The sequence below is a fragment of the Streptomyces beijiangensis genome, assembly GCF_017315755.1.
GTDB lineage: Bacteria > Actinomycetota > Actinomycetes > Streptomycetales > Streptomycetaceae > Streptomyces > Streptomyces beijiangensis.
Genome location: NZ_JAFLRJ010000016.1, coordinates 20,945 through 44,894, shown reverse-complemented (window position 1 = coordinate 44,894; position 23,950 = coordinate 20,945). Strand labels below are relative to the sequence as shown.

The following is a 23,950-nucleotide window of genomic DNA, read 5'->3' as shown; positions in this document are numbered from 1 at the left end:
CGAAGACACCACCCCGACGGGATGGCCGCACCGCGCCCGCTCCCTACCTTCGTTGTCATGCCACCGGACACAGCAATCGAAGTCAGCGCCCTGCGCAAGCACTACGGTCCGACCACCGCCGTCGACGGCCTGACCTTCACGGTCGCCCCCGGCAAGGTCACCGGATTCGTCGGCCCCAACGGAGCCGGCAAGTCCACCACGCTGCGCATGATCCTGGGCCTGGACGCCCCCGACAGCGGCAAGGCCCTGATCGGCGGCCGCCCGTACGCAACGCTCCGCGACCCCCTCACCGTCGTCGGCGCGCTCCTCGACGCCGAAGCGGTCCACCCCGGCCGCCGCGCCGTCGACCACCTCCTGTGGATGGCGCACTACAACGGCATCCCGCGCCGCCGCGTCACCGAGGTCCTCGAACAGGTCGGCCTCACCTCCGTCGCCAAGAAGCGCGCGGGCGGCTTCTCCCTCGGGATGCGCCAGCGGCTCGGCATCGCGGCAGCACTCCTCGGCGACCCGCAGGTCCTGATCCTCGACGAGCCGGTCAACGGGCTCGACCCCGAGGGCATCCAGTGGATACGCGGCTTCCTCAAGTCCCTTGCCGCGGAAGGCCGTACGGTCCTGATCTCCAGCCACCTGATGGGCGAGCTCCAGGACACCGCGGAGCACCTCCTGGTCATCGGCCGCGGCCGCCTCCTCGCCGACACGGACGTCGGCGAACTCCTCGCGACGACCTCCGGCAACCGCATCACCCTGCGCACGGCGCGCCTCCCGGAGGCGATGACCGTACTGGCGCGCGAGGGCGCCACGGTCTCCGCGAACGCCCCCGGCACCCTCACCGTCGCCGGCCTGCCCGGCGAACGTGTCGTATCGCTCCTCACCGAAGCCGGGATCCCCTTCTCCGAGATCTCCGCGCACCGCGCGTCCCTCGAAGAGGCCTACCTCGAACTCACCCGTGGAGCCACGGAGTTCACCGCCGACACAGCAGCTCTGGAGACGTCATGATCCGCGCCCTGCGCGCCGAGTGGACCAAGCTCCGCTCGGTACGCTCCACCGCGTTCGCCCTGTTCGCCCTGGTGGCCGTGACCCTCCTGCTGACCGTCGTCACCGCGAAGGGCTCCGTCACCAGCTACGACGGCCCGCTGACCCGCGACCAGTTCACCTTCGCCCACACCCCGGTCACCGGGAACACCACCCTCACCACCCGCGTCGCATCGCTCACCTCCAAGTCCGGCTGGGCGAAGGCCGGTCTGATGATCAAGGACGGCACCACCGGCGGATCCCCCTCCGCCTCCCTGATGCTCACCCCGGGACACGGCGTCCGCATGCAGGTGAACGCCAAGACGGAACTCACCGCCGACACCCCGTCGGGTCAGCCCCGCTGGCTCCGCCTGACCCGTACCGGCCAGAGTGTCACCGGTTACGAATCCGCCGACGGACTCAGCTGGCACAAGGTCGGCACGCTCGCCGTCCCCGGCCTCCCCGCCCGGACCGAGGCCGGCCTCTTCGTCACCTCACCGGCCATCAGCGTCGCCAAACAGGTCAGCCCCGGCTCGGTCACAGCCCACTTGCAGCTCACCACGGGCCGCGCGGTCTTCGACCACACCACCCCGGCCCCCGCCACCGCGTGGACCCGCACCGACACCACCTCGCCCCCCGCCGCGCACCCGCTCCCCAACGACGAGAAGAGGCCCGCAGGCACCCTCCAGCAGACCGCCTCCACCGTCACCCTCACCGGCAACGGCGACCTCGGCTACATCGGCATCGGCGGTGTGGGTGACGACCTCGACGAAGCGGACCAGGTCAAGGAGACCCAGTCCGCCATCCAGCTCAGCCTGATCACCGTGGTCGCGCTCGGTGTGCTGTTCATGACGTCCGAGTACAAAACGCGCACCATCCGAACCACCTTCACCGCCAGCCCCAAGCGCGGCCGCGTCCTGGCCGCCAAGGCCGCGATCCTCGGAGCCACGGTCTTCGCGGTCGCCCTGCCGACCACCATCGCCGCGTTTCTCATCGCACGGCCGATCATGACCAAGAACGGCTACAAGCCGCCGATCTTCCCCACCACATCGCTCACCGACCCCACCACCCTGCGCGCGGTGGTCGGCGGCGCGGCCTTCCTCGCCGTACTGGCCGTGTTCTGCCTGGGCGTGGGCGCCATGTTCCGCCGCACGGTCCCCGCGATCGTGACGATCTTCGCGCTCCTCATCGTCGTCCCGATCATCTCCCAGATCACCTCGGTCTCCGTCAACACCTGGGTGGAGCGCGCCACTCCGATCGCCGGACGCGCCCTGACCCAGACCAAGACCCTCACCGAGACCTCGATCGGCCCCTGGGCGGGCTTCGCGGTCCTGTGCCTGTACGCGGCCGCCGCCCTCGGCGCCGCACACTGGCGGCTCACCCGGCGGGACGCATGACCGGCGCCCTGCACGGGGAGTGGACGAAGCTCCGTACGGTCCCGGCCAATCTCTGGACGCTCCTGGCACTGCCCGCCGTCATGACGGCCCTCACGGCCCTGATCGCGGCGGGCACCAACCCCCAAGAGGTCAGTCCCGACCCCACCGCACTCGCCCTCTCCGGCGTCTACTTCGCGCAGCTCGCCGCCGTGGCGGTCGCGGTGGCGGTGGTCACCTCCGAGTACCACCCGCGCCTGATCCTGCTCACCCTGTCCGCCAGTCCCCGCCGTACGACGGTCTTCACGGCCAAGGCCCTCACCGTGACCGCCGCCGTGCTCCTGGCGGCCCTCCCAGGGGTCCTGGGCGCCCTCCTGGCGGGCCGCTCCGCCCAGCATGGGACCCACCAACTCCCGCTCTCCGACGGCTCGTTGCAGCGGGCCGTGCTCGGCACGGTCCTCTACCTCCTGCTGGTGGCCCTGCTGAGCGTGGGCATCGCCCTGGCCGTACGGCACACGGCCGCGGCCACCGGAACGGTCCTCGCGCTCCTCTACGGCCCGTACCTGGCCACCCAACTGCTCAACATGTCGACGCACACCCTGCACCTGGTCCAGAAGTTCTCCCCCATGACGGCGGGCCTCGCCGTCCAGACCACCACGGGCGCCGGTACGGCCCCGCTCGCCCCCTGGACGGGCCTGGCCGTACTGGCCGCCTACGCGGCCGGAGCCCTCGCCGTGGGATGGACCCTGCTGCAGCGCCGCGACGCCTAAACCTCTCGGTCTAAGATGCGCACCATGAGCATTGGGCAAGGGGGGCCCTCCTGGGGCCCGGGGGACACACAGACACCGGACTGGGCGGCACTCGCCGAGGAGTCCGAGGCGCGCGGCCGGCGCAGGAAACTGCTGTTCATCGGCGGTGGCGTACTGGCCACCGCCGCGATCGCCGGGATCGTGGCGACGGCGGTGGTCACCTCGAACAAGAACTCCACGTCGAACGACAAGAACGCCAGTCAGCTGCCCGCCCCCGCGACCCTCCCCAGCGAGAGCGGCGGCCCGCAGCCGACCTTCTCCTCGGTGGCGCCCAGGCCGGTGCTGAACCCCAAGGACTTCATCTCCAGCGCCCAGAAGGACAAGGCGCCGCTGAACGCCGGCACGCTCTTCCCCGGCAAGAAGCTGACGATGGGCAACCGCCCCTACACCAAGGGCGCCACGAACCGCACCACCAACTGCGCCGCGGTCGCCCAGGGCGCGCTCGGCTCCGTACTCAAGAAGAACGGCTGCCGCCAGGTCATCCGCGCCACCTACGTCAGGAACGGCGTGTCGATCACAGTCGGCGTCGCGGTCTTCGACACCGAGGCAGCGGCCCTCAAGGCCAAGTCCCAGGCGTCCGGCGGCATCACCCCGCTGGCCGGCTCAGGAGTCGCCGACTTCTGCCACGCCACGGTCTGCCTGCGCCGCGCCAACTCCATCGGCCGGTACGCCTACTTCACCCAGGGCGGCTACGCGAACGGCAAGAAGGTGACCCTGAAGGACAAGCCGGTCTTCCAGGCCAGCGACGACCTCGGCACCTTCGTCTTCAACCAGATCTACGCCCGTGGCCGCACCCAGGCATCGGCCGCGGCCACGGCCCCCACGAGCTGACGCGCCCCGGGGGTCAGCAGCAGCCGGCCCCCGGCAGCGTCCGTACGTTCCGCGCTTCCTTGCTCCGCGCGGCCAGCAACTCGTCGGCGGGATAGCCGACTTCCTCAAGCGTCAGCCCGTGCGCCTTCGCGACATGCACGGACGAGTCGCGCACCCCGGCGGCCAGCACCTTCGCGGGCCACTCCACCGGCCGGTGCCCGTCCCCCACGAACAGCAGCGCACCGATCAGCGACCGCACCATGTTGTGGCAGAAGGCATCGGCGCGCACGGTGGCGGTGACGATCCCGTCGTCCCCCCGCACGAGGCTCAGTTCCTGCAGCGTACGGATGGTGGTGGCGCCCTCGCGCTTCTTGCAGTACGCGGCGAAGTCGTGCTCCCCCACCAGCCCCGCGGCAGCCGCGTTCATGGCGTCGACGTCCAACGGCCAGTCGTGCCACAGGACATGACCCCGCAGCAGCGGATCGACGCCCCCGGGCCGGTCGGTCACCCGGTACGCGTACCGCCGCCACACCGCCGCGAACCGCGCGTTGAAACCTGACGGCGCCTCGGCCGCGCTCCAGATCCGTACGTCCCGCGGCAGCCGCCCGGCCAGCCGCTTCAGCAGCTTCTCGCGGTGCTCGGCCCAGACCGCCTCCGGCAGATCCGCGGTGGCCACCTGCCCGCGCGCGTGCACGCCCGCGTCGGTCCGCCCGGCCACGGTCAGCGGGAACATCACGCCCGACCGGGTCACGGTCTTCAGCGCGTCCTCGATCTCGCCCTGGACGGTCCGCAGCCCGCTGGGCTGCCTGGCCCAGCCGGAGAAACCGGTGCCGTCGTACCCCAGATCGAACCGCACCCGTACGAAGCCGGGCTCCACCTCATCGCTCACCAGCGAATCCTCTCAAAAGAGAACGGGCCCGCACCGCCCCGAGGGGGAGATGCGGGCCCGTACAAAGCAGTTCCCAGAACGCCTCAGGCGTCCTTCACTGCATCAACCAACCGCTACGCGGTGGGCTCAGCCTCAACCGGCTTGGCGTCCTCGACGACCTCGACCGGAGCGGCCTCGGCGTCCTTGGCGGAACGCTTGGTCGCGGCCTCGGCCTCGCCCGTCGCCTGCTGGGCAACGGTCAGTGCCTCGACCAGCTCGATGACCGCCATCGGGGCGTTGTCGCCACGACGGTTGCCGATCTTGGTGATGCGGGTGTAGCCACCGGGGCGGTTCTCGTACCGCGGGGCGATCTCGGTGAAGAGCGTGTGCACGATGCTCTTGTCCGTGATCGACTGCAGCACCAGGCGACGGTTGTGGATGTCGCCCTTCTTGGCCTTGGTGATGAAACGCTCAGCGACCGGACGCAGGCGGCGGGCCTTGGCCTCGGTCGTGGTGATGCGGCCGTGCTCGAACAGCGACTTCGCGAGGTTGATGAGAAGAAGCTTCTCGTGCGCAGCGCTGCCGCCCAGACGGGCGCCCTTTGCGGGACGGGGCATGGTCTTTCTCCTTGTGATCTGCACCGGCCGTACGAGGTACCGATGTCAGTGCCCGACGAGCGTCTGCCCGCCGGAACCCGAGCCCGAAGGCCCGGAAGTCTTGAGCCGGTCAGGCATATCAAGCCCGTCCGGCGATTGAGGACAAAGCCTCAGCCCCGACGCGGGGCACCCGTCAAAACCCGGGCACCCCCGCCGAAGGTGAATCAGTACTGCTCGGTCTCCACGAAACCGGCGTCCGCGTCGTCGTCCGCGCCGAAGGCGTCAGCGGCGGCGGTCGGGTCGAAGCCGGGAGGCGAGTCCTTGAGCGCGAGGCCCATGCCGGCCAGCTTCGCCTTGACCTCGTCGATCGACTTCGCACCGAAGTTACGGATGTCGAGCAGGTCGGCCTCCGAGCGGGCAACGAGCTCGCCCACGGAGTGGATGCCTTCGCGCTTGAGGCAGTTGTACGACCGAACGGTGAGCTCGAGCTCCTCGATCGGCAGGGCGAGATCAGCGGCCAGGGCCGCGTCCGTCGGCGACGGGCCCATGTCGATGCCCTCGGCGTCGATGTTGAGCTCGCGCGCCAGACCGAACAGCTCGACCAGGGTCTTACCGGCGGACGCCATGGCGTCACGCGGGCGCATGGCCTGCTTGGTCTCGACGTCGACAATCAGCTTGTCGAAGTCGGTGCGCTGCTCGACACGGGTCGCCTCGACCTTGTACGTGACCTTGAGCACCGGGGAGTAGATGGAGTCGACCGGGATACGGCCGATCTCCTGGCCCAGCTGCTTGTTCTGGACGGCGGAGACATAGCCGCGACCGCGCTCGACGGTCAGCTCCATCTCCAGCTTGCCCTTGCCGTTGAGCGTGGCAAGAACCAGATCCGGGTTGTGGACCTCGACACCGGCCGGGGGCGCGATGTCGGCGGCGGTCACGAGACCCGGGCCCTGCTTGCGCAGGTACATCACGACGGGCTCGTCGTGCTCCGAGGAGACGACGAGCTGCTTGATGTTGAGGATGAGGTCGGTGACGTCTTCCTTGACGCCCGGCACGGTGGTGAACTCGTGCAGGACACCGTCGATACGAATGCTGGTAACAGCAGCACCCGGGATCGAGGAAAGAAGCGTACGGCGCAGCGAGTTACCGAGCGTGTAGCCGAAACCCGGCTCCAGCGGCTCGATGACGAAGCGCGAGCGGTACTCGTCGACGACCTCTTCGGTCAGCGACGGACGCTGAGCGATAAGCATGTGGTGATCCTTCAGTCGTGGGCGCCCACTATTTGACGCCCCCAGTCACTACAAAGGGTACGGGCGATACGGACCGAAGTGGCCGTACCGCCCGAACCGAAAAAACTACAAGCTCTGCTGCGTCAGACGCGGCGGCGCTTGGGCGGACGGCAACCGTTGTGCGGGGTCGGCGTCACGTCCTGGATCGAACCGACCTCGAGGCCGGTCGCCTGCAGCGAACGGATGGCGGTCTCGCGACCGGAACCCGGACCCTTGACGAAGACGTCAACCTTGCGCATGCCGTGCTCCTGCGCGCGACGGGCAGCCGACTCGGCGGCCATCTGCGCGGCGAACGGAGTGGACTTGCGCGAGCCCTTGAAGCCGACGTGGCCGGCGGAGGCCCAGGAGATCACGTTGCCCGAGGGGTCCGTGATCGAGACGATGGTGTTGTTGAACGTGCTCTTGATGTGCGCGTGGCCGTGAGCGACGTTCTTCTTTTCCTTGCGACGCACCTTCTTGGCTGCGCCCTGACGACCCTTGGGGGGCATGTCTTAACTCCAGATGGAGAGGGAGGTGGTCGGTCCTACAGCGAAGACCGCTGATGAGTCCGCTGTGGACTACTTCTTGCCCGGCTTCTTCTTACCGGCGATCGCGCGACGCGGGCCCTTGCGGGTACGAGCGTTCGTGCTGGTGCGCTGGCCGTGAACCGGCAGACCACGACGGTGACGCAGACCCTGGTAGCAACCGATCTCCACCTTGCGGCGGATGTCGGCGGCGACCTCGCGACGGAGGTCACCCTCGGTGCGCAGGTTGGCGTCCACGTACTCGCGGATCTTGACCAGGTCTTCCTCGGCCAGGTCACGAACACGGGTGTCGGGGTTCACGCCGGTCGAGGCGAGGATCTCCTTCGACCGGGTACGGCCGACGCCGAAGACGTAGGTGAGGGCAACCTCCACGCGCTTTTCGCGCGGGATGTCAACACCTGAAACGCGTGCCATTCAATGGCTCCAGTTGTTATTCGGAGGTCTTCCACAGAACCAGCCCTCGACCGCCGTACTAGGTACAGTCCAGGTCCTCGGCCTCCACCGAGGGTGTCGCCAGTCACTCAGTGACTAGGCGGGTCCTGCGTATGAGCATTTCGCTTGCGTCGCGCGAAGAACTGCGAGGTGCAGATCGGTGTGCGTCAGCCCTGGCGCTGCTTGTGGCGCAGGTTGTCGCAGATGACCATGACCCGACCGTGACGGCGGATCACCTTGCACTTGTCGCAGATCTTCTTGACGCTCGGCTTGACCTTCATGGGATGTCAGGTTCTCCGGGTCAGTGCCACCACCCACGCCGGAACGTGAGTGCGGGCAAGATCTACTTGTATCGGTAGACGATCCGGCCACGCGTCAGGTCGTACGGAGACAGCTCCACAACGACCCGGTCATCAGGGAGGATACGGATGTAGTGCATCCGCATCTTGCCGCTGATGTGCGCGAGGACCTTGTGACCGTTCTGGAGTTCCACCCTGAACATCGCGTTCGGGAGGGACTCGATCACGGTGCCCTCGATTTCGATGGCACCTTGCTTCTTGGCCACGCTTCGCCCTTCGAATCGGCTACCTTGATCAGCTTTCATGCGGGCATGAAGACATGCGGGTGCACGAGAGCCGACGAGTCAGTCTACGTCAGGGCATCCGTAAAGACGAATCGAGGAAGAATGCCCCATTGTCAAGATCATTAAGCAGAGCGAGCCCATGTTCCGGGGCGATTCCTCCCCGCCCTGCTCAGCCCGACGGGTCCAGAGCCACCCGTGACCCCGAGGACCACTCAGGCAGACGGATCGGGAGCAGCAGTGATCCCGTACTCCGCCAGCTTCGCCTTGCCCCCGTCAGGAGCCGTCAGCACGAGCAGCCCCTCCTCCGTCAGCGCCACGGAGTGCTCCCAGTGCGAGGACCAGGTCCCGTCCGTCGTGATGACGGTCCAGTCGTCCTCCAGGACCTCTGTCCGGGCCGTACCGAGCGAAACCATCGGCTCGATCGCGAGGCAGAAGCCCGGCACCAGCTTCGGGTTGTGCCGGCCGATGAGCCGGCGCCGGTCGACGTAGTTCAGCAGATGCGGGTCCATGTGCATCTCGGAGCCGATGCCGTGGCCGCCGTAGTCCTCGATGATCCCGTACTTGCCCGACGCGGGACGCGGCTGGCGGCGGATGTAGCCCTCGATCGCCTTGGAGACGTCCGCGAGCCGGCCGCCCTTCTTCATCGCGGCGATACCGGCCCACATCGACTCTTCGGTCACCCGGGAGAGCTCGATGAGCTCCGGCGCGTGCCCGGTGCCGACGAACGCCGTGTAGGCCGCGTCCCCGTGCCAGCCGTCGATGATGGCGCCGCAGTCGATCGAGATGATGTCGCCGTCCTTCAGGACGGTCTTCTCGTCCGGGATCCCGTGGACCACGACCTCGTTCACCGAGGTGCAGATCGTCGCGGGGAATCCCCCGTACCCGAGGAAGTTCGGCTTGGCCTCGTGCTCGGCGAGCACCTTCCGAGCGACCTGGTCCAGATCGTTCGTGGTGGCGCCGGGTACCGCGGCCTCACGGGTCGCCGCGTGAATGGCGGCGACCACCAGCCCCGCCTCGCGCATCTTCGCGATCTGCTCCGGGGTCTTGATCTCCACCATTGCGCCTGGCGCCTTCCTGATCTCTGTTGCACTGCATGAATGACTCTGGCCGTGCCGCCCACGAAGGGCGACACGGCCAGTATGGCTGTTGAAAAGCCACTACGCGTCGGAGCGACCCAGGGCCTCCATGGCCCGCTTGGTCACCTCGGTGACCTTGCCGAGAGCGGAGATCGTGACCACCAGGCCCTGGGCCTTGTAGTGGTCGATGATCGGCTCGGTCTCGGCGTGGTAGACCTCCAGCCGACGACGGACCGTTTCCTCGGTGTCGTCGCCGCGCTGGTACAGCTCGCCCCCACAGGTGTCGCAGACGCCCTCCTGCTTCGGAGCGCTGTAGGCGACGTGGAAAACATGGCTGGAATCGTTACGACAGATCCGCCGGCCGGCGATCCGCTTCACGACCTCGTCCTCGGGGACCTCCAGGTCCAGCACCGCGTCGAGCTTCTGGCCGTCGGCCTTCAGGGACTCGTCGAGCGCCTCGGCCTGCGAGACGTTCCGCGGGAAACCGTCGAGGAGGAATCCGCCCTCGGCGTCAGGCTGGGCCATGCGGTCCTTCGCCATCCCGATGGTGACCTCGTCGGGTACCAGGTTGCCGGCGTCCATGAACGCCTTGGCAGCCTTGCCCAGCTCCGTGCCCTGGCTGATGTTGGCACGGAAGAGGTCGCCCGTGGAGATGTGCGGGATCGACAGGTTCTTGGCAAGGTACGCGGCCTGCGTCCCCTTGCCTGCACCGGGCGGTCCGACGAGGACGATACGCATCAGCGGAGGAACCCTTCGTAATTACGCTGCTGGAGCTGGCTCTCGATCTGCTTCACGGTCTCCAGACCCACACCCACGATGATCAGGATGCTTGTCCCGCCGAACGGGAAGTTCTGGTTCGCTCCGAAGCCCACCAACGCCATCGTTGGGACGAGAGCAATCAGGCCCAAGTACAGCGACCCCGGCCAGGTGATCCGGTTGAGTACGTAACTCAGGTACTCCGCGGTCGGTCGGCCAGCCCGGATGCCCGGGATGAAGCCACCATACTTCTTCATGTTGTCCGCGACTTCCTCGGGGTTGAACGAGATCGCCACGTAGAAGAAGGCGAAGAACACGATCAACAGGAAGTACGTGACCAGGTAATACGGGTGATCCCCCTTGGTCAGGTTGTCCTTGACCCACAGTGCCCAGCCCGCGTTGGAGCCGCTGAACTGAACGATCAGCGCCGGGATGTAGAGCAGCGACGAGGCGAAGATGACCGGGATCACACCCGCCTGATTGACCTTCAGCGGGATGTACGTCGAAGTGCCCCCGTACGACCGCCGCCCGACCATGCGCTTCGCGTACTGCACTGGGATCCGGCGTTGCGCCTGTTCGACGAAGACCACCAGACCCACCATCGCGAATCCCACGAGGATCACCGCGGAGAACTCGATCCAGCCGCCCGCGAGATGACCCGAGGACTTGATGGCCCACAGGGCGCTCGGGAACCCGGCGGCGATCGAGACGAACATCAGGATCGACATACCGTTGCCGATGCCCTTGTCGGTCACGAGCTCACCGAGCCACATGACCGCACAGGTGCCGGCGGTCATGGTGATGACCATGACGACGGTGGTGAAGATCGACTGGTTGGGCACGATCTGGTTCGCAACGGTGCAGCTGCCGAAGAGCGCACCGGTACGGGCCGTGGCCACCAGGCCGGTGCCCTGAAGGATGGCAAGGGCGACGGTGAGATAACGCGTGTACTGCGTGATCTTCGTCTGACCCGACTGCCCCTCCTTCTTGAGGGCCTCCAGCCGCGGAATCACCACGGTCAGCAGCTGCAAGATGATGCTCGCCGTGATGTACGGCATGATCCCGAGGGCAAAAATCGTGATCTGGAGCAGTGCGCCGCCACTGAACATGTTGACCAGACCGAAAAGACCCTGACTCGACTTCGTCTGGTCCATGCAGATCTGCACGTTCGTGTAGCTGACGCCTGGGATCGGGACATGCGCCCCGAGCCGGTACACCACGATGATGCCGAGCGTGAAGAGCAGTTTCTTGCGCAGGTCAGGCGTCTTGAACGCCTGGGCGAACGCGGTGAGCACGGTGCCTCCTGCGACCCCCGCGCTTCTGCGTCAGAGGTGACGGTATTGAGATTCGATGGATGACGGGTTACGTATCAGCCAAAAAACGCGTGGTGTGCCATACGGACCCACCACACGCAGATTTAGACAGTGCACGCCACCATACCGGCCGCCCCGCCCCCCTAGGAACGACCGAACGGGGATGCCCCTTTTGGGAGGCATCCCCGTTCGATGTTCAAGCCATCAAGTCGTCTTAGACGAGCTCGTTGACCGTGCCACCAGCGGCGGCAATCTTCTCCTTGGCGGAGCCGGAGACGGCGTCAACCGAAACCGTCACCTTCACGGAGATCTCGCCCTGGCCCAGGACCTTGACGAGGCTGTTCTTGCGTACCGCACCCTTGGCGACCAGATCGGCCACCGTGACCTCTCCACCCTGCGGGTAGAGCTCGGCGAGCTTGTCCAGGTTCACGACCTGGAACTCGGTGCGGAACGGGTTCTTGAAGCCCTTGAGCTTCGGGAGACGCATGTGGAGGGGCATCTGCCCGCCCTCGAAGCGCTCCGGGATCTGGTAACGGGCCTTCTGGCCCTTGGTACCACGACCTGCGGTCTTACCCTTGGAGCCTTCACCACGACCGACACGGGTCTTGGCGGTCTTGGCACCCGGGGCGGGCCGGAGGTTGTGGACCTTCAGCGGGTTGTTCTCCGCCATGTCAGTCGACCTCCTCAACCGTCACGAGGTGGCGGACGGTGTTAGCCATTCCGCGGAACTCGGGGCGGTCCTCCTTGACAACTACGTCGTGCAGGCGCTTGAGCCCGAGCGAACGCAGGGTGTCGCGGTGGTTCTGCTTGCTACCGATGTACGACTTCGTCTGCGTGATCTTGAGGCGGGCCATTACGCACCCGCCCCAGCACGTGCACGGAGCAGGGCCGCGGGGGCCACGTCCTCGAGGGGCAGACCACGGCGAGCCGCGATCTCCTCGGGACGCTGCAGGCCCTTGAGGGCCGTCACCGTCGCGTGCACGATGTTGATCGCGTTCGACGAGCCGAGCGACTTCGACAGGATGTCGTGAACGCCGGCGCACTCGAGCACGGCACGCACCGGGCCACCGGCGATAACGCCGGTACCGGGGGACGCCGGCTTGAGCAGAACGACGCCCGCAGCCTTCTCGCCCGTGATCGGGTGAGGAATCGTGCCCTGGATGCGCGGAACCTTGAAGAAGTTCTTCTTCGCTTCCTCGACACCCTTGGCGATGGCCGCGGGAACTTCCTTGGCCTTGCCGTAACCGACACCTACGGTGCCGTCTCCGTCTCCGACCACGACGAGCGCGGTGAAGCTGAAGCGACGGCCACCCTTGACAACCTTGGCAACGCGGTTGATCGCTACGACACGCTCAACGTAAGCGGTCTTCTCGGCGGCAGCGCCGTCGCGACCCTTCCGGTCCCGCCGCTCGCCGCCACCGGCACCGCTTCCGCGGCGCTGGGGTCCAGCCATTGGATTTACCTCTCTCTGTTACGTCCGTTAGTCCCGGGAACGGGGCTTAGAACTTCAGCCCGGCTTCGCGGGCGGCGTCAGCCAGAGCGGCAATGCGCCCGGCGTACCTGTTGCCACCACGGTCGAACACGACGGCCTCGACGCCAGCAGCCTTGGCACGCTCGGCGACAAGTGCGCCGACCTTCTGTGCCTGGGCGCTCTTGTCGGCCTCTGCACCGCGAATCGAAGTGTCCAGGGTCGACGCCGACGCGAGCGTGTGGCCCGCGATGTCGTCGATGACCTGAGCAACGATGTTGCGGTTGGAGCGCGTCACGACCAGACGAGGACGCTCCGGCGTACCGGAGACGTGCTTGCGGACGCGGATGTGGCGACGCTTGATGGCAGCGCGCTTGTACGCGTCACCCTTGGCAATCTTTACACCGTATGCCATGGCTTACTTACCCGCCTTTCCGACCTTGCGGCGGATAACCTCGCCGGCATACTTGATGCCCTTGGCCTTGTACGGGTCGGGCTTCCGCAGCTTGCGAATCTTCGCCGAGACCTCGCCGACCTTCTGCTTGTCGATGCCCTCGACAGTGAACTTCGTGGGCGTCTCGACCTTGAAGGTGATGCCTTCGGGGGCCTCGATGGTGATCGAGTGGCTGTATCCGAGCGCGAACTCCAGGTTGGAGCCCTTCGCCTGGACGCGGTAACCGACACCGCTGATCTCGAGCGCCTTCACGTAACCCGTGGTCACGCCGGTGATCATGTTCGCCACCAGCGTGCGGGACAGGCCGTGCAGGGCCTTGTTCTGACGCTCGTCGTTGGGACGGGTGACGTTGAGAACGCCGGCCTCGCCCTTAACAATCTCGATGGGCGCGGCAACGGTGTGCGTGAGGGAACCCTTGGGGCCCTTCACTGCGACCGTGCGGCCATCGATGGTGACGTCCACACCAGCGGGAACCGGGATGGGGAGCTTGCCGATACGCGACATGAGCTTTCCTTCCTTTCCCGACTACCAGACGTAGGCGAGGACTTCCCCACCTACGCCCTTCTTGCTGGCCTGCTGGCCGGTCAGGAGACCGTGGGACGTGGAGATGATCGCCACGCCCAGGCCGCCGAGAACCTTCGGCAGGCTGGTGGACTTCGCGTAAACACGCAGACCCGGCTTCGAGATGCGCTTGATGCCGGCGATCGAACGCTCGCGGTTCGGGCCGAACTTCAGCTCGAGGACGAGCTTCTTGCCGACCTCGGCATCCTCGACCTTCCAGCCGGTGATGAAGCCCTCCTGCTGGAGGATCTCCGCGATGTGCGACTTGATCTTGCTGTGCGGCATCGCGACATCGTCGTGATACGCCGAGTTAGCGTTACGCAGACGAGTAAGCATGTCTGCGATGGGGTCAGTCATGGTCATGAATTGGCCTTCGGCCTCTCTCGCCGGGGTTTCCTGTATGCGCCATCCCTCTCCCTACTCAGAGGCAGGACGGGTGCGGTGCGGGGACCTACGGCGTAGTAAGTCGGTCATGAGCGGCAGGCGCCCAACCCTTCTAGCCTACGGCATGAAAGGGAGGGCTCCTGCCGACCAGATACTTACCGAGAGCCCTGGATAATGCCCGTATTTACGGGACTACCAGGAGCTCTTGGTCACGCCCGGGAGCTCTCCACGGTGAGCCATCTCACGAAGGCACACGCGGCAGAGGCCGAACTTGCGGTAGACGGAGTGCGGACGGCCACAACGCTGGCAGCGGGTGTACGCGCGCACACCGAACTTGGGCTTGCGGGCGGCCTTGGCAATCAGGGACTTCTTCGCCACGGTCAGTTCTCCTTGAACGGGAAGCCGAGGTGACGAAGCAGCGCACGACCCTCGTCGTCGTTGGTCGCCGTGGTGACCACGGTGATGTCCATGCCCCGCGTGCGGTCGATCTTGTCCTGGTCGATCTCGTGGAACATGACCTGCTCGGTGAGACCGAAGGTGTAGTTGCCACGGCCGTCGAACTGCTTCGGCGACAGACCACGGAAGTCACGGATACGCGGCAGCGCGAGCGACAGCGTACGGTCCAGGAACTCCCACATGCGGTCACCGCGGAGGGTGACGTGGCAACCGATCGCCTGGCCCTCGCGCAGCTTGAACTGCGCGATGGACTTGCGGGCCTTGGTCACGGCCGGCTTCTGGCCGGTGATCGTGGTCAGGTCGCGGATGGCGCCGTCGATCAACTTGGAGTCGCGGGCGGCGTCGCCCACACCCATGTTGACCACGATCTTGACGAGACCGGGGATCTGCATGACGTTCTCGTAGGAGAACTCCTCACGCAGCTTGCCGGCGATCTCCTCGCGGTAGCGCAGCTTCAGACGCGGCGCGGTGGTGGTAGTCATCAGATGTCCTCACCGGTGCGCTTGGCAACGCGGATCTTGTTGCCCTCGTCGTCAAAACGGAAGCCGACGCGAGTAACGACCTTCTTGCCGTCCTTCTCAACAACCAGCTGCACGTTGCTGACGTGGACCGGAGCCTCGGTCGTCACAATGCCACCGGTCTGCGAACCGCGAGCGGTCTGACCGGCCTTGGTGTGCTTCTTGACCCGGTTGACACCCTCGACGAGGACACGGTTCTCAGTAGGGATGGCCATGATGACCTTGCCCTGCTTGCCGCGGTCCTTACCGGTGATGACCTGAACCAGGTCGCCCTTCTTGATCTTCATGCTTACAGCACCTCCGGCGCGAGCGAGATGATCTTCATGAACTTCTTCTCGCGCAGCTCACGGCCGACCGGGCCGAAGATACGGGTGCCGCGAGGGTCGCCGTCGTTCTTCAGAATGACGGCGGCGTTCTCGTCGAAGCGGATGTACGAGCCGTCCTGACGACGACGCTCCTTGACGGTGCGAACGATGACCGCCTTGATGACGTCACCCTTCTTCACGTTACCGCCGGGGATCGCGTCCTTGACGGTGGCAACGATGACGTCACCGATGCCCGCGTAGCGGCGACCCGAGCCACCGAGAACACGGATGCAAAGGATTTCCTTGGCACCAGTGTTGTCGGCGACACGCAGTCGCGACTCCTGCTGGATCACGTCTATCTCCTGATCGTCTGCCGGTTCCCGGCAGGGGCTTCGGTGAAGAAGCCCCTGCCGAGCCTGGCGGAACCTGCCTGAGGGAAACCCCTCAGGCTGTGTTCACAGCAATTCCCTGACGGGAATTACCTGCTTACTTGGCCTTCTCGAGGATCTCGATGACGCGCCACCGCTTCGTGGCGGACAGCGGCCGGGTCTCCATCAGGAGAACGCGGTCGCCGACGCCCGCAGCGTTGGCCTCGTCATGAGCCTTGAGCTTGTTCGTACGGCGGATGACCTTGCCGTACAGCGCGTGCTTCACGCGGTCCTCGACAGCGACGACAACGGTCTTGTCCATCTTGTCGCTGACGACGAGACCCTCACGGGTCTTGCGGAAGCCGCGGTTGCTCTCAGTCGTCTCAGTCACAGTCTTCTCGCTCATCAGACGCTCTCCACCGTCTCGATACCGAGCTCGCGCTCACGCATCAGGGTGTAGACCCGGGCGATGTCCTTACGGACGGACTTGAGCCGACCGTGGTTCTCGAGCTGTCCGGTCGCCGCCTGAAAGCGGAGGTTGAACAGCTCTTCCTTGGCCTCACGAAGCTTGGCGACGAGGTCCTCGTCGTTCAGCTCGCGCAGCTCGGTCACCTTAGTGACGGCCGCCATCACGACTCACCTGCCTCGCGCCGCACAATGCGGCACTTCATCGGAAGCTTGTGGGCGGCGCGGGTGAGCGCCTCCTTAGCGACCTTCTCATTCGGGTAGGACAGCTCGAACATGACCCGACCGGGCTTGACGTTCGCGATCCACCACTCGGGAGAACCCTTACCGGAACCCATGCGGGTCTCGGCAGGCTTCTTGGTGAGCGGACGGTCCGGGTAAATGTTGATCCAGACCTTGCCGCCACGCTTGATGTGGCGGGTCATCGCGATACGAGCGGCCTCGATCTGGCGGTTCGTGACATACGCGGGCGTCAGAGCCTGGATGCCGTACTCGCCGAATGCGACCTCAGTACCACCCTTGGCCATACCACTGCGCTTGGGGTGGTGCTGCTTGCGGTGCTTGACCCTACGAGGGATCAGCATGTCGGTCAGGCCTCCGTTCCGGTGCTCTCAGCCGGAGCAGCGGCGGCGGGAGCATCGGCCTTGGGGGCCTCTGCTGCCGGCGCGGACTGCTGCGGCTTGCGGCCGCCACGGCCGCCACGCTCGCCACCGCGACCGCCACGGCCACCGGCCGGACGATCAGCGCCGCCACCGGCACCACCACGGGCCGGGCGGTTACCCGCACGGGCCGCAGCGTTCTCGGCGCGGACCTCGGCGATGTTCTTGACGTCGCCCTTGTAGATCCAGACCTTGACGCCAATACGACCGAAGGTCGTCTTGGCCTCGAAGAAGCCGTAGTCCACGTTCGCGCGCAGGGTGTGCAGCGGCACACGGCCTTCGCGGTAGAACTCGGACCGGGACATCTCGGCGCCGCCGAGGCGACCGCCGCACTGGATCTTGATGCCCTTGGCGCCGGCCTTCATCGTGCCCTGCATGCTCTTACGCATGGCGCGACGGAAGGAGACGCGGGAGGAGAGCTGCTCGGCAACGGCCTGAGCAACCAGCTGAGCGTCCATCTCGGGGTTCTTGACCTCGAGGATGTTCAGCTGCACCTGCTTGCCCGTGAGCTTCTCGAGGTCGCCGCGGATGCGGTCGGCCTCGGCGCCACGGCGGCCGATGACGATGCCGGGACGCGCGGTGTGGATGTCCACACGCACACGGTCACGGGTGCGCTCGATCTCAACCTTCGAGATGCCGGCGCGCTCCATGCCGGACGTCATCATCCTGCGGATGGCGACGTCTTCCTTGACGTAGTCCTTGTACAGCTTGTCGGCGTACCACCGCGACTTGAAGTCGGTGGTGATGCCGAGCCGGAACCCGTGCGGGTTTACCTTCTGGCCCATTACCGGGTTCCTTCCTTGCTGCTGACGACCACGGTGATGTGGCTGGTCCGCTTACGGATCCGGTAGGCACGGCCCTGAGCACGCGGACGGAACCGCTTCAGGGTCGGACCCTCATCCACGTACGCCTCGCTGATGACCAGCGAAGACGCGTCAGGGTGGTCGTAGTTGTGCGCGGCGTTGGCAATGGCGCTGTCAAGCACCTTGCCTACCGGCACGCTCGCGGCCTGCGGGGCGAAACGCAGGACCGCCTGAGCATCCGTGGCATCCATGCCACGGATAAGGTCCACCACGCGGCGGGCCTTCATGGGCGTGACGCGGATGTACCGCGCCTGGGCCCTGGCTTCCATGGTTGTCCCTTCGGTGTCGTTCATAGTCTTTGCACCCCGCCTTAACGGCGCTTTGACTTGCGGTCGTCCTTGACGTGGCCGCGGAAGGTGCGGGTCGGCGCAAACTCGCCGAGCTTGTGGCCGACCATCGACTCGGTGACGAACACCGGGATGTGGATCTTGCCATTGTGCACCGCGATGGTGTGCCCCAGCATGCTGGGGATGATCATCGAGCGCCGGGACCAGGTCTTGATGACGTTCTTGGAGCCTGCCTCGTTCTGTACGTCCACCTTCTTGACAAGGTGTCCGTCGACGAAAGGCCCCTTCTTGAGACTGCGCGGCATCTAAACCCGCTCCTAGCGCTTCTTGTTCGACTTGCGGCGGCGGACGATGTACTTGCTCGATGCCTTCTTCGGCGAGCGAGTACGACCCTCCTTCTGACCCCACGGGGAGACCGGGTGACGACCACCGGAGGTCTTACCCTCACCACCACCGTGCGGGTGGTCGACCGGGTTCATCGCCACACCGCGAACGCTCGGGCGTACGCCCTTCCAGCGCATACGGCCGGCCTTGCCCCAGTTGATGTTCGACTGCTCGGCGTTGCCGACCTCGCCAATCGTGGCGCGGCAGCGGACGTCGACCAGGCGGACCTCACCGGACGGCATACGAAGGTGGGCGTAAGCGCCCTCCTTCGCCAGCAGCTGGACCGAAGAACCCGCGGAACGGGCAATCTTCGCTCCGCCGCCGGGACGCATCTCGATGGCGTGGATGGTCGTACCCACCGGGATGTTGCGCAGCGGCAGGTTGTTGCCCGGCTTGATGTCGGCGCCAGGGCCGTTCTCAATCCGGTCGCCCTGGACCAGCTTGGCCGGGGCAATGATGTAGCGCTTCTCGCCGTCTGCGTAGTGCAGCAGCGCGATGCGGGCGGTGCGGTTCGGGTCGTACTCGATGTGAGCGACCTTCGCCGGCACGCCGTCCTTGTCGTGACGACGGAAGTCGATCACTCGGAAGGCGCGCTTGTGGCCGCCACCCTGGTGACGAACCGTGATCCGGCCGGTGTTGTTACGGCCGCCCTTGCTGTGCAGAGGGCGAACCAGCGACTTCTCCGGCGTGGACCGCGTGATCTCGACAAAGTCGGCGACGCTGGAGCCACGACGGCCCGGCGTAGTCGGCTTGTACTTGCGGATTCCCATTTCTCAGTCCTCGTCCGATTCCGGACGATCCAGACCGCCGTCAGGCGGTCGGACCGCCGAAGATGTCGATACGGTCGCCCTCGGCAAGGGTCACGATGGCGCGCTTGGTGTCAGCGCGCTTGCCGAAACCGGTCTTGGTCCGCTTGCGCTTTCCCTGCCGGTTGATCGTGTTGACCCCTGTGACCTTGACCGAGAAGACCGCTTCCACGGCCTGCTTGATCTGGGTCTTGTTGGAGCCGGGCGCGACGATGAACGTGTACTTGTTCTCGTCGAGCAGCGCGTAGCTCTTCTCGGAGACAACCGGCTTGACAAGAATGTCGCGGTGGTCCGTGAAGGTCTTGCTGGTGACGGTCTCAGCCATCAGACGTCACTCCCTTCGGTCTCAGTGGTGGCCTTGGGGCCAGACACGAAGGACTCGAAGGCGGCCTTGGTGAAGACCACGTCGTCGGAGACGAGCACGTCGTACGTGTTCAGCTGGCCCGGCGCCAGGAGGTGCACCTGGGGCAGGTTGCGGGCGGACAGCCACGCGGCCTCGTCCGACGTGTGCGCGACCAGGAGCACGTGCTTGCGCTCGCTGATCTTGCCCAGCAGGGACTTGGCGGCCTTCGTGGAAACCGCACCCTCGACCACATCGGTGACGATGTGGATACGAGCGTTACGGGCCCGGTCGGTGAGGGCACCGCGCAGAGCGGCGGCCTTCATCTTCTTGGGGGTCCGCTGCGAGTAGTCACGCGGCTGCGGGCCGTGAACGACGCCACCGCCAACGAACTGCGGAGCGCGGGTCGAACCCTGACGGGCGCGGCCGGTGCCCTTCTGGCGGTAAGGCTTGCGCCCACCACCACGGACCTCGCCGCGACGCTTGGTCTTGTGCGTGCCCTGACGGGCAGCGGCCAGCTGTGCGACAACGACCTGGTGGAGCAGCGGAATGCTCACCTTGGCGTCGAAGATCTCCGCGGGGAGCTCGACGGTACCGGTCTTGTCGCCTGCCGGCGAAAGGATGTCAATGGTGCTCATCGGTTCCTCAAACCCCCTTGGCCGCAGTGCGGACCAGGACGAGGCCACCGTTGGGACCGGGGACGGCGCCCTTGATGAGCAGCAGACCCTTCTCGGCGTCAACGGCGTGGACGGTCAGGTTCTGGGTGGTGACCCGCTCGTTGCCCATGCGACCCGCCATGCGCATGCCCTTGAAGACACGGCCGGGGGTGGCACAGCCACCGATGGAACCAGGCTTACGGTGCACGCGGTGGGCACCGTGAGATGCCTTGCCGCCCTTGAAGTTGTGACGCTTCATGACACCGGCGAAGCCCTTGCCCTTGGACTTCGCGGTCACATCGACCTTGATGCCCGACTCGAAGACTCCAGCAGTGATCTCCTGGCCCAGCGTGTACTCGCTGGCGTCAGGGGTGCGGAGCTCCACCAGGTGGCGGCGGGGAGTCACGTCGGCCTTGGCGAAGTGACCCTTGAGGGGCTTGTTCACCTTGCGCGGGTCAATCTCGCCGAAGGCGATCTGGACCGACTCGTAGCCGTCGTTGTCGTTCGTACGGACCTGCGTCACGACGCACGGACCGGCCTTGACGACGGTCACCGGGACAACCCGGTTGTTCTCGTCCCAGACCTGGGTCATGCCGAGCTTCTCGCCCAGGACGCCCTTGATGTTCTTGCTCATCTCGGCCCGTCCCTTCAGAGCTTGATCTCGATGTCGACGCCAGCCGGCAGGTCGAGACGCATCAGCGAGTCAACCGTCTTCGGGGTGGGGTCGAGAATGTCGATGAGGCGCTTGTGCGTGCGCATCTCGAAGTGCTCCCGCGCGTCCTTGTACTTGTGCGGGGACTTGATGACGCAGTACACGTTCTTCTCAGTGGGCAGCGGCACCGGGCCTGCGACCGACGCACCAGTGCGGGTCACCGTCTCGACGATCTTCTTCGCCGAGCTGTCGATGACCTCGTGGTCGTAGGCCTTGAGCCGGATGCGGATCTTCTGTCCCGCCATGGCTACTTCGTAGTCCTGTCTCTTGGAAACGCTCTGGTACCCGGTCGGTTCTGCGATCGTCCTCCGACCCACGCGGTCGGGTGTGTCGCGTTCCCCCCGCATGGATATCCCGAAGGATTTCCCTACCAAGGGTTCGCGGACCGAAACGACCGCAGGCCGGGGATGGATCACCCACCGGGCGCCTGGTCCGGCACCTCACTGCACTTCCCGAAAGATTCCCGTACGTCCGACCTGCACTGCCTTGCGACAGAGGTCGACGAGTACTGTGGGACTCGCTTCCGGTTCTCCCGACGGGAGACGCGCAGCATCGGCACTCAAACCGAGCAACCTGAACAGTGTGCCATATGGGGCACTGCGTACGCCAATCGCGGCCGGAGAGAGTACCTCACCCGAGTGCATTCGACGCACATGCCGCATCCCCGAAGCAACCCCCGGGCAAAATTCCCCGTCACACAGGTCAGTACGAGCACGGGACGGCCCGTGCGGGGGGCTCGGACGGAGCGGCTCGTTGAGCACATTGCACGGTTCTGACCTGCCACGACGGGTCCTGCTTGCCGGTCTGGGAGCCACCGCCGCCGGCCTGGCGCTCACCGCCTGCTCGGTCCCAGAGGCCCCCCGCCGCAAGGCGCCGCAGGCCGACCCGCTGCCCGGCAAGGCGATCTCCGCGGGCCACAGCCGGCTGGTGATGCAGATCATGGCCCACCCGGACGACGACCTGTACTTCATGAACCCGGACACCCAGCGGATGCTGGACGGCGGGACCTCACTGGTCTGCGTCTACACCACCGGCGGCGAGCACACCGGCGTCAACCGCGCGCCCGGCGGCCCCAAGCCCCCGCCCGACAAGGCCGCTTACTCCTCCGCCCGACACCAGGGCCTGCGCCAGGCGTACGCGACCCTGCTCGGCCTGGACCGGTTCACCCCCTGGCAGAAGGGCGTCACCACCCTCCGCGGCGGCCACCTGGCCGAGATCGACACCCTCGCCGCCGACGGCCGCAAGGTCGAGCTGATCTTCCTCAACACCGCCATGCACCTCTCCTTCGGCCGTCTCGGGCTGCCCACCCTCTGGCAGTCCAGGGGGCTCAACCTGCGCACCGTCGTGGCCGAGGACTCGCCGCTGCAGAAGGCCCAGGCGTACGACTACGACGAACTGGTCGACGCCCTGACCGGCCTGATGAGCACCTACCGCCCCACGGTCGTCCAGACCCTCGACCCCGACCCGGACATCCAGCACAGCCCCACGGCCGCCCGGATCAGGGACAGCGAGCAGCCCGGCTACTCCGACCACGCCGACCACACGGCGACCGCCTCCTTCAGCTGGGCGGCGATGATCCGCTGGGTCGCCGAGTCGACCAGGGACGGCGGCGACGTGCCCGCCTTCGTGGCCACCGCCTTCCGCGGCTACTACAACCGCCACTGGCCCAAGAACCTCCCCGCCGCCGTCATGCGCCAGAAGGCATCGCACCTCGTCCCGTACGGCGGCAGCCCGGCCTGGAGCTGCGGAAACCCCGGCGGCTGCGGCGACTACGGCGTGGGCGGCACCGCCCCCGTACGGAACAAGAAGGGCTGGGTCCGCTCCACCCACTACCGCTACCCGGGACCGCGGCCTGCCCTCGGCACCGGCCCCGGCGGCGGGCTCGTCGCGTACGGCGTGCTCGGCCTGCGCGCGGTGCGCTGGCGCGAGACCTCCCCCGGCAGCGGCCAGTGGTCGGCGCCCGACGACCTCGGCGGCGGACCGCTCGCGCCCGTCCTGGGTTCCGCGGCCCTCAAGGACGGCAGACAGCTGCTCTTCGGACTGCGCTTCGACACCCTCGCAGGGCACGGGTCCCACAACACCCGCGAGATCGTGGTGCTCGAACAGCGCACGCCCGGCGGGGAGTTCGGCCCCTGGACCGGTCTCGGGAACCCGGAGACGACCGCCGACCGCGGCCGCCGTCTGGGCGTGCCGGTGGCGGTGGCCGCACCCGACGGGCAGGTCCATCTCTTCGTACGGAACGCGGCGCAGGGCATCAGCACGCGCATCCGGAGCGCCGCGGGCCAGTGGGGCCCCTGGCGCAGCCTGGGCGGCGGCCAGGTACAGGACGGGCTGAGCGCGACGGTCGACACCGCGGGGCGGGTGCATGTGTACGCGGCCGGACGCGACACCGTGCACGAGTGGACGCAGAGCGCGCCGGGCCGGCCGCTGACGCCAGGACTCACCGGCCTGCCGGTGCCCGGGGACTCCCCCGTCGCGCTGCCCGCACCCGACGGCACCGTCGATCTGATCCTGCGCAGGCCGGCGACCTCGAAGCTGACGGTCGTGGGCAGGCCCGAGGGCCCCGCCCTGCTCGGCAAGGACGACCGAGGACAGGTCCAGCTCCTGCTCAACGGCAAGGTGCTGACCCGGCCCGAGGGAGTCGTCGCCCTGGACGGGCCGACCCTGCACGACGGCCCGAGAGGCGTGAGCGTGGTGGGTCTGGGCCCGGACGCGCGACCCTGGCTGTGGCGGCCGACGCGCTCGGTGTAGCCCCGTACCGCACCGGGACAGAGCAAAGGGGCCCCGCACCTCTCGGTGCGGGGCCCCTCTTGGTGCTCAGTGTCGA

Annotated in this window: 36 protein-coding genes; 5 read left to right on the top strand and 31 right to left on the bottom strand. The window is 66.7% G+C overall.

What is annotated here, in order from left to right; all coding sequences use genetic code 11:
• Window positions 1-57 precede the first annotated feature (57 nt).
• From J0695_RS02145 to J0695_RS02130, 4 genes are read left to right on the top strand one after another with little or no spacing between them, the layout of a single operon-like run.
• Complete coding sequence (locus tag J0695_RS02145; protein WP_206959566.1) at window positions 58-996, top strand: ABC transporter ATP-binding protein; 939 nt, start codon at window positions 58-60, stop codon at window positions 994-996.
• The gene (locus tag J0695_RS02140; RefSeq protein WP_206959562.1) at window positions 993-2,408 is read left to right on the top strand and encodes an ABC-2 membrane transporter-related protein; all 1,416 of its coding nucleotides are present in this window, start codon (window positions 993-995) and stop codon (window positions 2,406-2,408) included. The genes J0695_RS02145 and J0695_RS02140 overlap by 4 nt, the downstream gene beginning before the upstream one ends.
• Window positions 2,405-3,154: a hypothetical protein gene (locus J0695_RS02135; protein WP_242552088.1), complete on the top strand. Its 750-nt coding sequence runs from the start codon at window positions 2,405-2,407 to the stop codon at window positions 3,152-3,154. Before J0695_RS02140 ends, J0695_RS02135 begins: the two co-directional genes overlap by 4 nt.
• Before the next feature lie 24 nt (window positions 3,155-3,178).
• Window positions 3,179-4,024: a hypothetical protein gene (locus J0695_RS02130; protein ID WP_206959561.1), complete on the top strand. Its 846-nt coding sequence runs from the start codon at window positions 3,179-3,181 to the stop codon at window positions 4,022-4,024.
• A 13-nt stretch (window positions 4,025-4,037) separates the two neighbouring features.
• On the opposite strand, the gene truA is transcribed toward J0695_RS02130, so the two are convergent.
• The 31 genes from truA to rpsJ all read right to left on the bottom strand — a co-directional run bounded on the left by truA (window position 4,038) and on the right by rpsJ (window position 21,368).
• A complete protein-coding gene (gene truA / locus J0695_RS02125; protein WP_206959558.1) occupies window positions 4,038-4,892 on the bottom strand; it encodes a tRNA pseudouridine(38-40) synthase TruA in 855 nt (284 codons plus the stop codon).
• Between the two features lie 113 nt (window positions 4,893-5,005).
• Window positions 5,006-5,488 (bottom strand): 50S ribosomal protein L17, encoded by a 483-nt coding sequence (gene rplQ / locus J0695_RS02120; RefSeq protein ID WP_206959556.1) that lies wholly within the window; start codon window positions 5,486-5,488, stop codon window positions 5,006-5,008.
• A 203-nt stretch (window positions 5,489-5,691) separates the two neighbouring features.
• A complete protein-coding gene (locus J0695_RS02115) occupies window positions 5,692-6,714 on the bottom strand; it encodes a DNA-directed RNA polymerase subunit alpha (protein WP_010473911.1) in 1,023 nt (340 codons plus the stop codon).
• A gap of 122 nt (window positions 6,715-6,836) precedes the next feature.
• Window positions 6,837-7,241 carry a 30S ribosomal protein S11 gene (gene rpsK / locus J0695_RS02110; RefSeq protein ID WP_003956432.1) on the bottom strand — a complete coding sequence of 135 codons (405 nt, stop codon included), beginning with the start codon at window positions 7,239-7,241 and terminating at the stop codon, window positions 6,837-6,839.
• Between the two features lie 69 nt (window positions 7,242-7,310).
• Entirely contained in the window at window positions 7,311-7,691 is a 381-nt protein-coding gene (rpsM, locus tag J0695_RS02105; RefSeq protein ID WP_206959554.1) for a 30S ribosomal protein S13, read from the bottom strand.
• 185 nt (window positions 7,692-7,876) lie between these two features.
• Window positions 7,877-7,990, bottom strand: a complete 114-nt coding sequence (gene rpmJ, locus J0695_RS02100) for a 50S ribosomal protein L36 (RefSeq protein ID WP_003956441.1) — start codon at window positions 7,988-7,990, stop codon at window positions 7,877-7,879.
• Window positions 7,991-8,052: 62 nt separating this feature from the next.
• Entirely contained in the window at window positions 8,053-8,274 is a 222-nt protein-coding gene (gene infA, locus J0695_RS02095; RefSeq protein WP_014047798.1) for a translation initiation factor IF-1, read from the bottom strand.
• Window positions 8,275-8,504: 230 nt separating this feature from the next.
• Window positions 8,505-9,350: a type I methionyl aminopeptidase gene (gene map, locus J0695_RS02090; RefSeq protein WP_206959545.1), complete on the bottom strand. Its 846-nt coding sequence runs from the start codon at window positions 9,348-9,350 to the stop codon at window positions 8,505-8,507.
• A gap of 99 nt (window positions 9,351-9,449) precedes the next feature.
• On the bottom strand, window positions 9,450-10,106 hold the full coding sequence (locus tag J0695_RS02085) for an adenylate kinase (protein ID WP_206959544.1): 657 nt from the start codon (window positions 10,104-10,106) through the stop codon (window positions 9,450-9,452).
• On the bottom strand, window positions 10,106-11,419 hold the full coding sequence (gene secY / locus J0695_RS02080) for a preprotein translocase subunit SecY (protein WP_206959543.1): 1,314 nt from the start codon (window positions 11,417-11,419) through the stop codon (window positions 10,106-10,108). Before secY ends, J0695_RS02085 begins: the two co-directional genes overlap by 1 nt.
• Window positions 11,420-11,651: 232 nt before the next feature.
• A complete protein-coding gene (gene rplO / locus J0695_RS02075) occupies window positions 11,652-12,107 on the bottom strand; it encodes a 50S ribosomal protein L15 (RefSeq protein ID WP_206959542.1) in 456 nt (151 codons plus the stop codon).
• Between the two features lies 1 nt (window position 12,108).
• A complete protein-coding gene (gene rpmD / locus J0695_RS02070; RefSeq protein WP_024491595.1) occupies window positions 12,109-12,291 on the bottom strand; it encodes a 50S ribosomal protein L30 in 183 nt (60 codons plus the stop codon).
• A complete protein-coding gene (gene rpsE / locus J0695_RS02065) occupies window positions 12,291-12,890 on the bottom strand; it encodes a 30S ribosomal protein S5 (RefSeq protein WP_206959541.1) in 600 nt (199 codons plus the stop codon). The genes rpmD and rpsE overlap by 1 nt, the downstream gene beginning before the upstream one ends.
• Window positions 12,891-12,936: 46 nt before the next feature.
• Window positions 12,937-13,320: a 50S ribosomal protein L18 gene (rplR, locus tag J0695_RS02060; RefSeq protein ID WP_206959540.1), complete on the bottom strand. Its 384-nt coding sequence runs from the start codon at window positions 13,318-13,320 to the stop codon at window positions 12,937-12,939.
• A 3-nt stretch (window positions 13,321-13,323) separates the two neighbouring features.
• A complete protein-coding gene (rplF, locus tag J0695_RS02055; protein ID WP_206959539.1) occupies window positions 13,324-13,863 on the bottom strand; it encodes a 50S ribosomal protein L6 in 540 nt (179 codons plus the stop codon).
• A 21-nt stretch (window positions 13,864-13,884) separates the two neighbouring features.
• Window positions 13,885-14,283 carry a 30S ribosomal protein S8 gene (gene rpsH, locus J0695_RS02050; RefSeq protein WP_206959538.1) on the bottom strand — a complete coding sequence of 133 codons (399 nt, stop codon included), beginning with the start codon at window positions 14,281-14,283 and terminating at the stop codon, window positions 13,885-13,887.
• Window positions 14,284-14,496: 213 nt separating this feature from the next.
• Window positions 14,497-14,682 carry a type Z 30S ribosomal protein S14 gene (locus J0695_RS02045; protein ID WP_030368403.1) on the bottom strand — a complete coding sequence of 62 codons (186 nt, stop codon included), beginning with the start codon at window positions 14,680-14,682 and terminating at the stop codon, window positions 14,497-14,499.
• Between the two features lie 2 nt (window positions 14,683-14,684).
• On the bottom strand, window positions 14,685-15,242 hold the full coding sequence (gene rplE / locus J0695_RS02040; RefSeq protein ID WP_206959536.1) for a 50S ribosomal protein L5: 558 nt from the start codon (window positions 15,240-15,242) through the stop codon (window positions 14,685-14,687).
• A complete protein-coding gene (rplX, locus tag J0695_RS02035; RefSeq protein ID WP_206959522.1) occupies window positions 15,242-15,565 on the bottom strand; it encodes a 50S ribosomal protein L24 in 324 nt (107 codons plus the stop codon). The genes rplE and rplX overlap by 1 nt, the downstream gene beginning before the upstream one ends.
• Before the next feature lie 2 nt (window positions 15,566-15,567).
• Complete coding sequence (rplN, locus tag J0695_RS02030; RefSeq protein WP_023539336.1) at window positions 15,568-15,936, bottom strand: 50S ribosomal protein L14; 369 nt, start codon at window positions 15,934-15,936, stop codon at window positions 15,568-15,570.
• Between the two features lie 133 nt (window positions 15,937-16,069).
• A complete protein-coding gene (rpsQ, locus tag J0695_RS02025) occupies window positions 16,070-16,357 on the bottom strand; it encodes a 30S ribosomal protein S17 (RefSeq protein ID WP_206959520.1) in 288 nt (95 codons plus the stop codon).
• Window positions 16,357-16,581, bottom strand: a complete 225-nt coding sequence (rpmC, locus tag J0695_RS02020; RefSeq protein ID WP_206959511.1) for a 50S ribosomal protein L29 — start codon at window positions 16,579-16,581, stop codon at window positions 16,357-16,359. Before rpmC ends, rpsQ begins: the two co-directional genes overlap by 1 nt.
• Complete coding sequence (gene rplP / locus J0695_RS02015) at window positions 16,581-17,000, bottom strand: 50S ribosomal protein L16 (RefSeq protein WP_164264448.1); 420 nt, start codon at window positions 16,998-17,000, stop codon at window positions 16,581-16,583. Before rplP ends, rpmC begins: the two co-directional genes overlap by 1 nt.
• A gap of 5 nt (window positions 17,001-17,005) precedes the next feature.
• Window positions 17,006-17,860 (bottom strand): 30S ribosomal protein S3, encoded by an 855-nt coding sequence (gene rpsC, locus J0695_RS02010; protein WP_206959508.1) that lies wholly within the window; start codon window positions 17,858-17,860, stop codon window positions 17,006-17,008.
• Window positions 17,860-18,207, bottom strand: a complete 348-nt coding sequence (rplV, locus tag J0695_RS02005; protein ID WP_206959587.1) for a 50S ribosomal protein L22 — start codon at window positions 18,205-18,207, stop codon at window positions 17,860-17,862. Before rplV ends, rpsC begins: the two co-directional genes overlap by 1 nt.
• A 41-nt stretch (window positions 18,208-18,248) precedes the next feature.
• Entirely contained in the window at window positions 18,249-18,530 is a 282-nt protein-coding gene (rpsS, locus tag J0695_RS02000; protein WP_206959507.1) for a 30S ribosomal protein S19, read from the bottom strand.
• Between the two features lie 12 nt (window positions 18,531-18,542).
• Complete coding sequence (gene rplB / locus J0695_RS01995; protein WP_206959505.1) at window positions 18,543-19,379, bottom strand: 50S ribosomal protein L2; 837 nt, start codon at window positions 19,377-19,379, stop codon at window positions 18,543-18,545.
• A 40-nt stretch (window positions 19,380-19,419) separates the two neighbouring features.
• Window positions 19,420-19,740 carry a 50S ribosomal protein L23 gene (gene rplW / locus J0695_RS01990; protein WP_206959503.1) on the bottom strand — a complete coding sequence of 107 codons (321 nt, stop codon included), beginning with the start codon at window positions 19,738-19,740 and terminating at the stop codon, window positions 19,420-19,422.
• A complete protein-coding gene (gene rplD / locus J0695_RS01985; protein ID WP_206959500.1) occupies window positions 19,740-20,393 on the bottom strand; it encodes a 50S ribosomal protein L4 in 654 nt (217 codons plus the stop codon). Before rplD ends, rplW begins: the two co-directional genes overlap by 1 nt.
• A gap of 7 nt (window positions 20,394-20,400) precedes the next feature.
• The gene (gene rplC / locus J0695_RS01980) at window positions 20,401-21,045 is read right to left on the bottom strand and encodes a 50S ribosomal protein L3 (protein WP_206959499.1); all 645 of its coding nucleotides are present in this window, start codon (window positions 21,043-21,045) and stop codon (window positions 20,401-20,403) included.
• Between the two features lie 14 nt (window positions 21,046-21,059).
• Complete coding sequence (gene rpsJ, locus J0695_RS01975) at window positions 21,060-21,368, bottom strand: 30S ribosomal protein S10 (protein WP_014054162.1); 309 nt, start codon at window positions 21,366-21,368, stop codon at window positions 21,060-21,062.
• Between the two features lie 508 nt (window positions 21,369-21,876).
• Here rpsJ and J0695_RS01970 point away from each other — a divergent pair.
• Window positions 21,877-23,874 carry a PIG-L family deacetylase gene (locus J0695_RS01970; protein ID WP_372445685.1) on the top strand — a complete coding sequence of 666 codons (1,998 nt, stop codon included), beginning with the start codon at window positions 21,877-21,879 and terminating at the stop codon, window positions 23,872-23,874.
• Window positions 23,875-23,950: the final 76 nt, after the last annotated feature.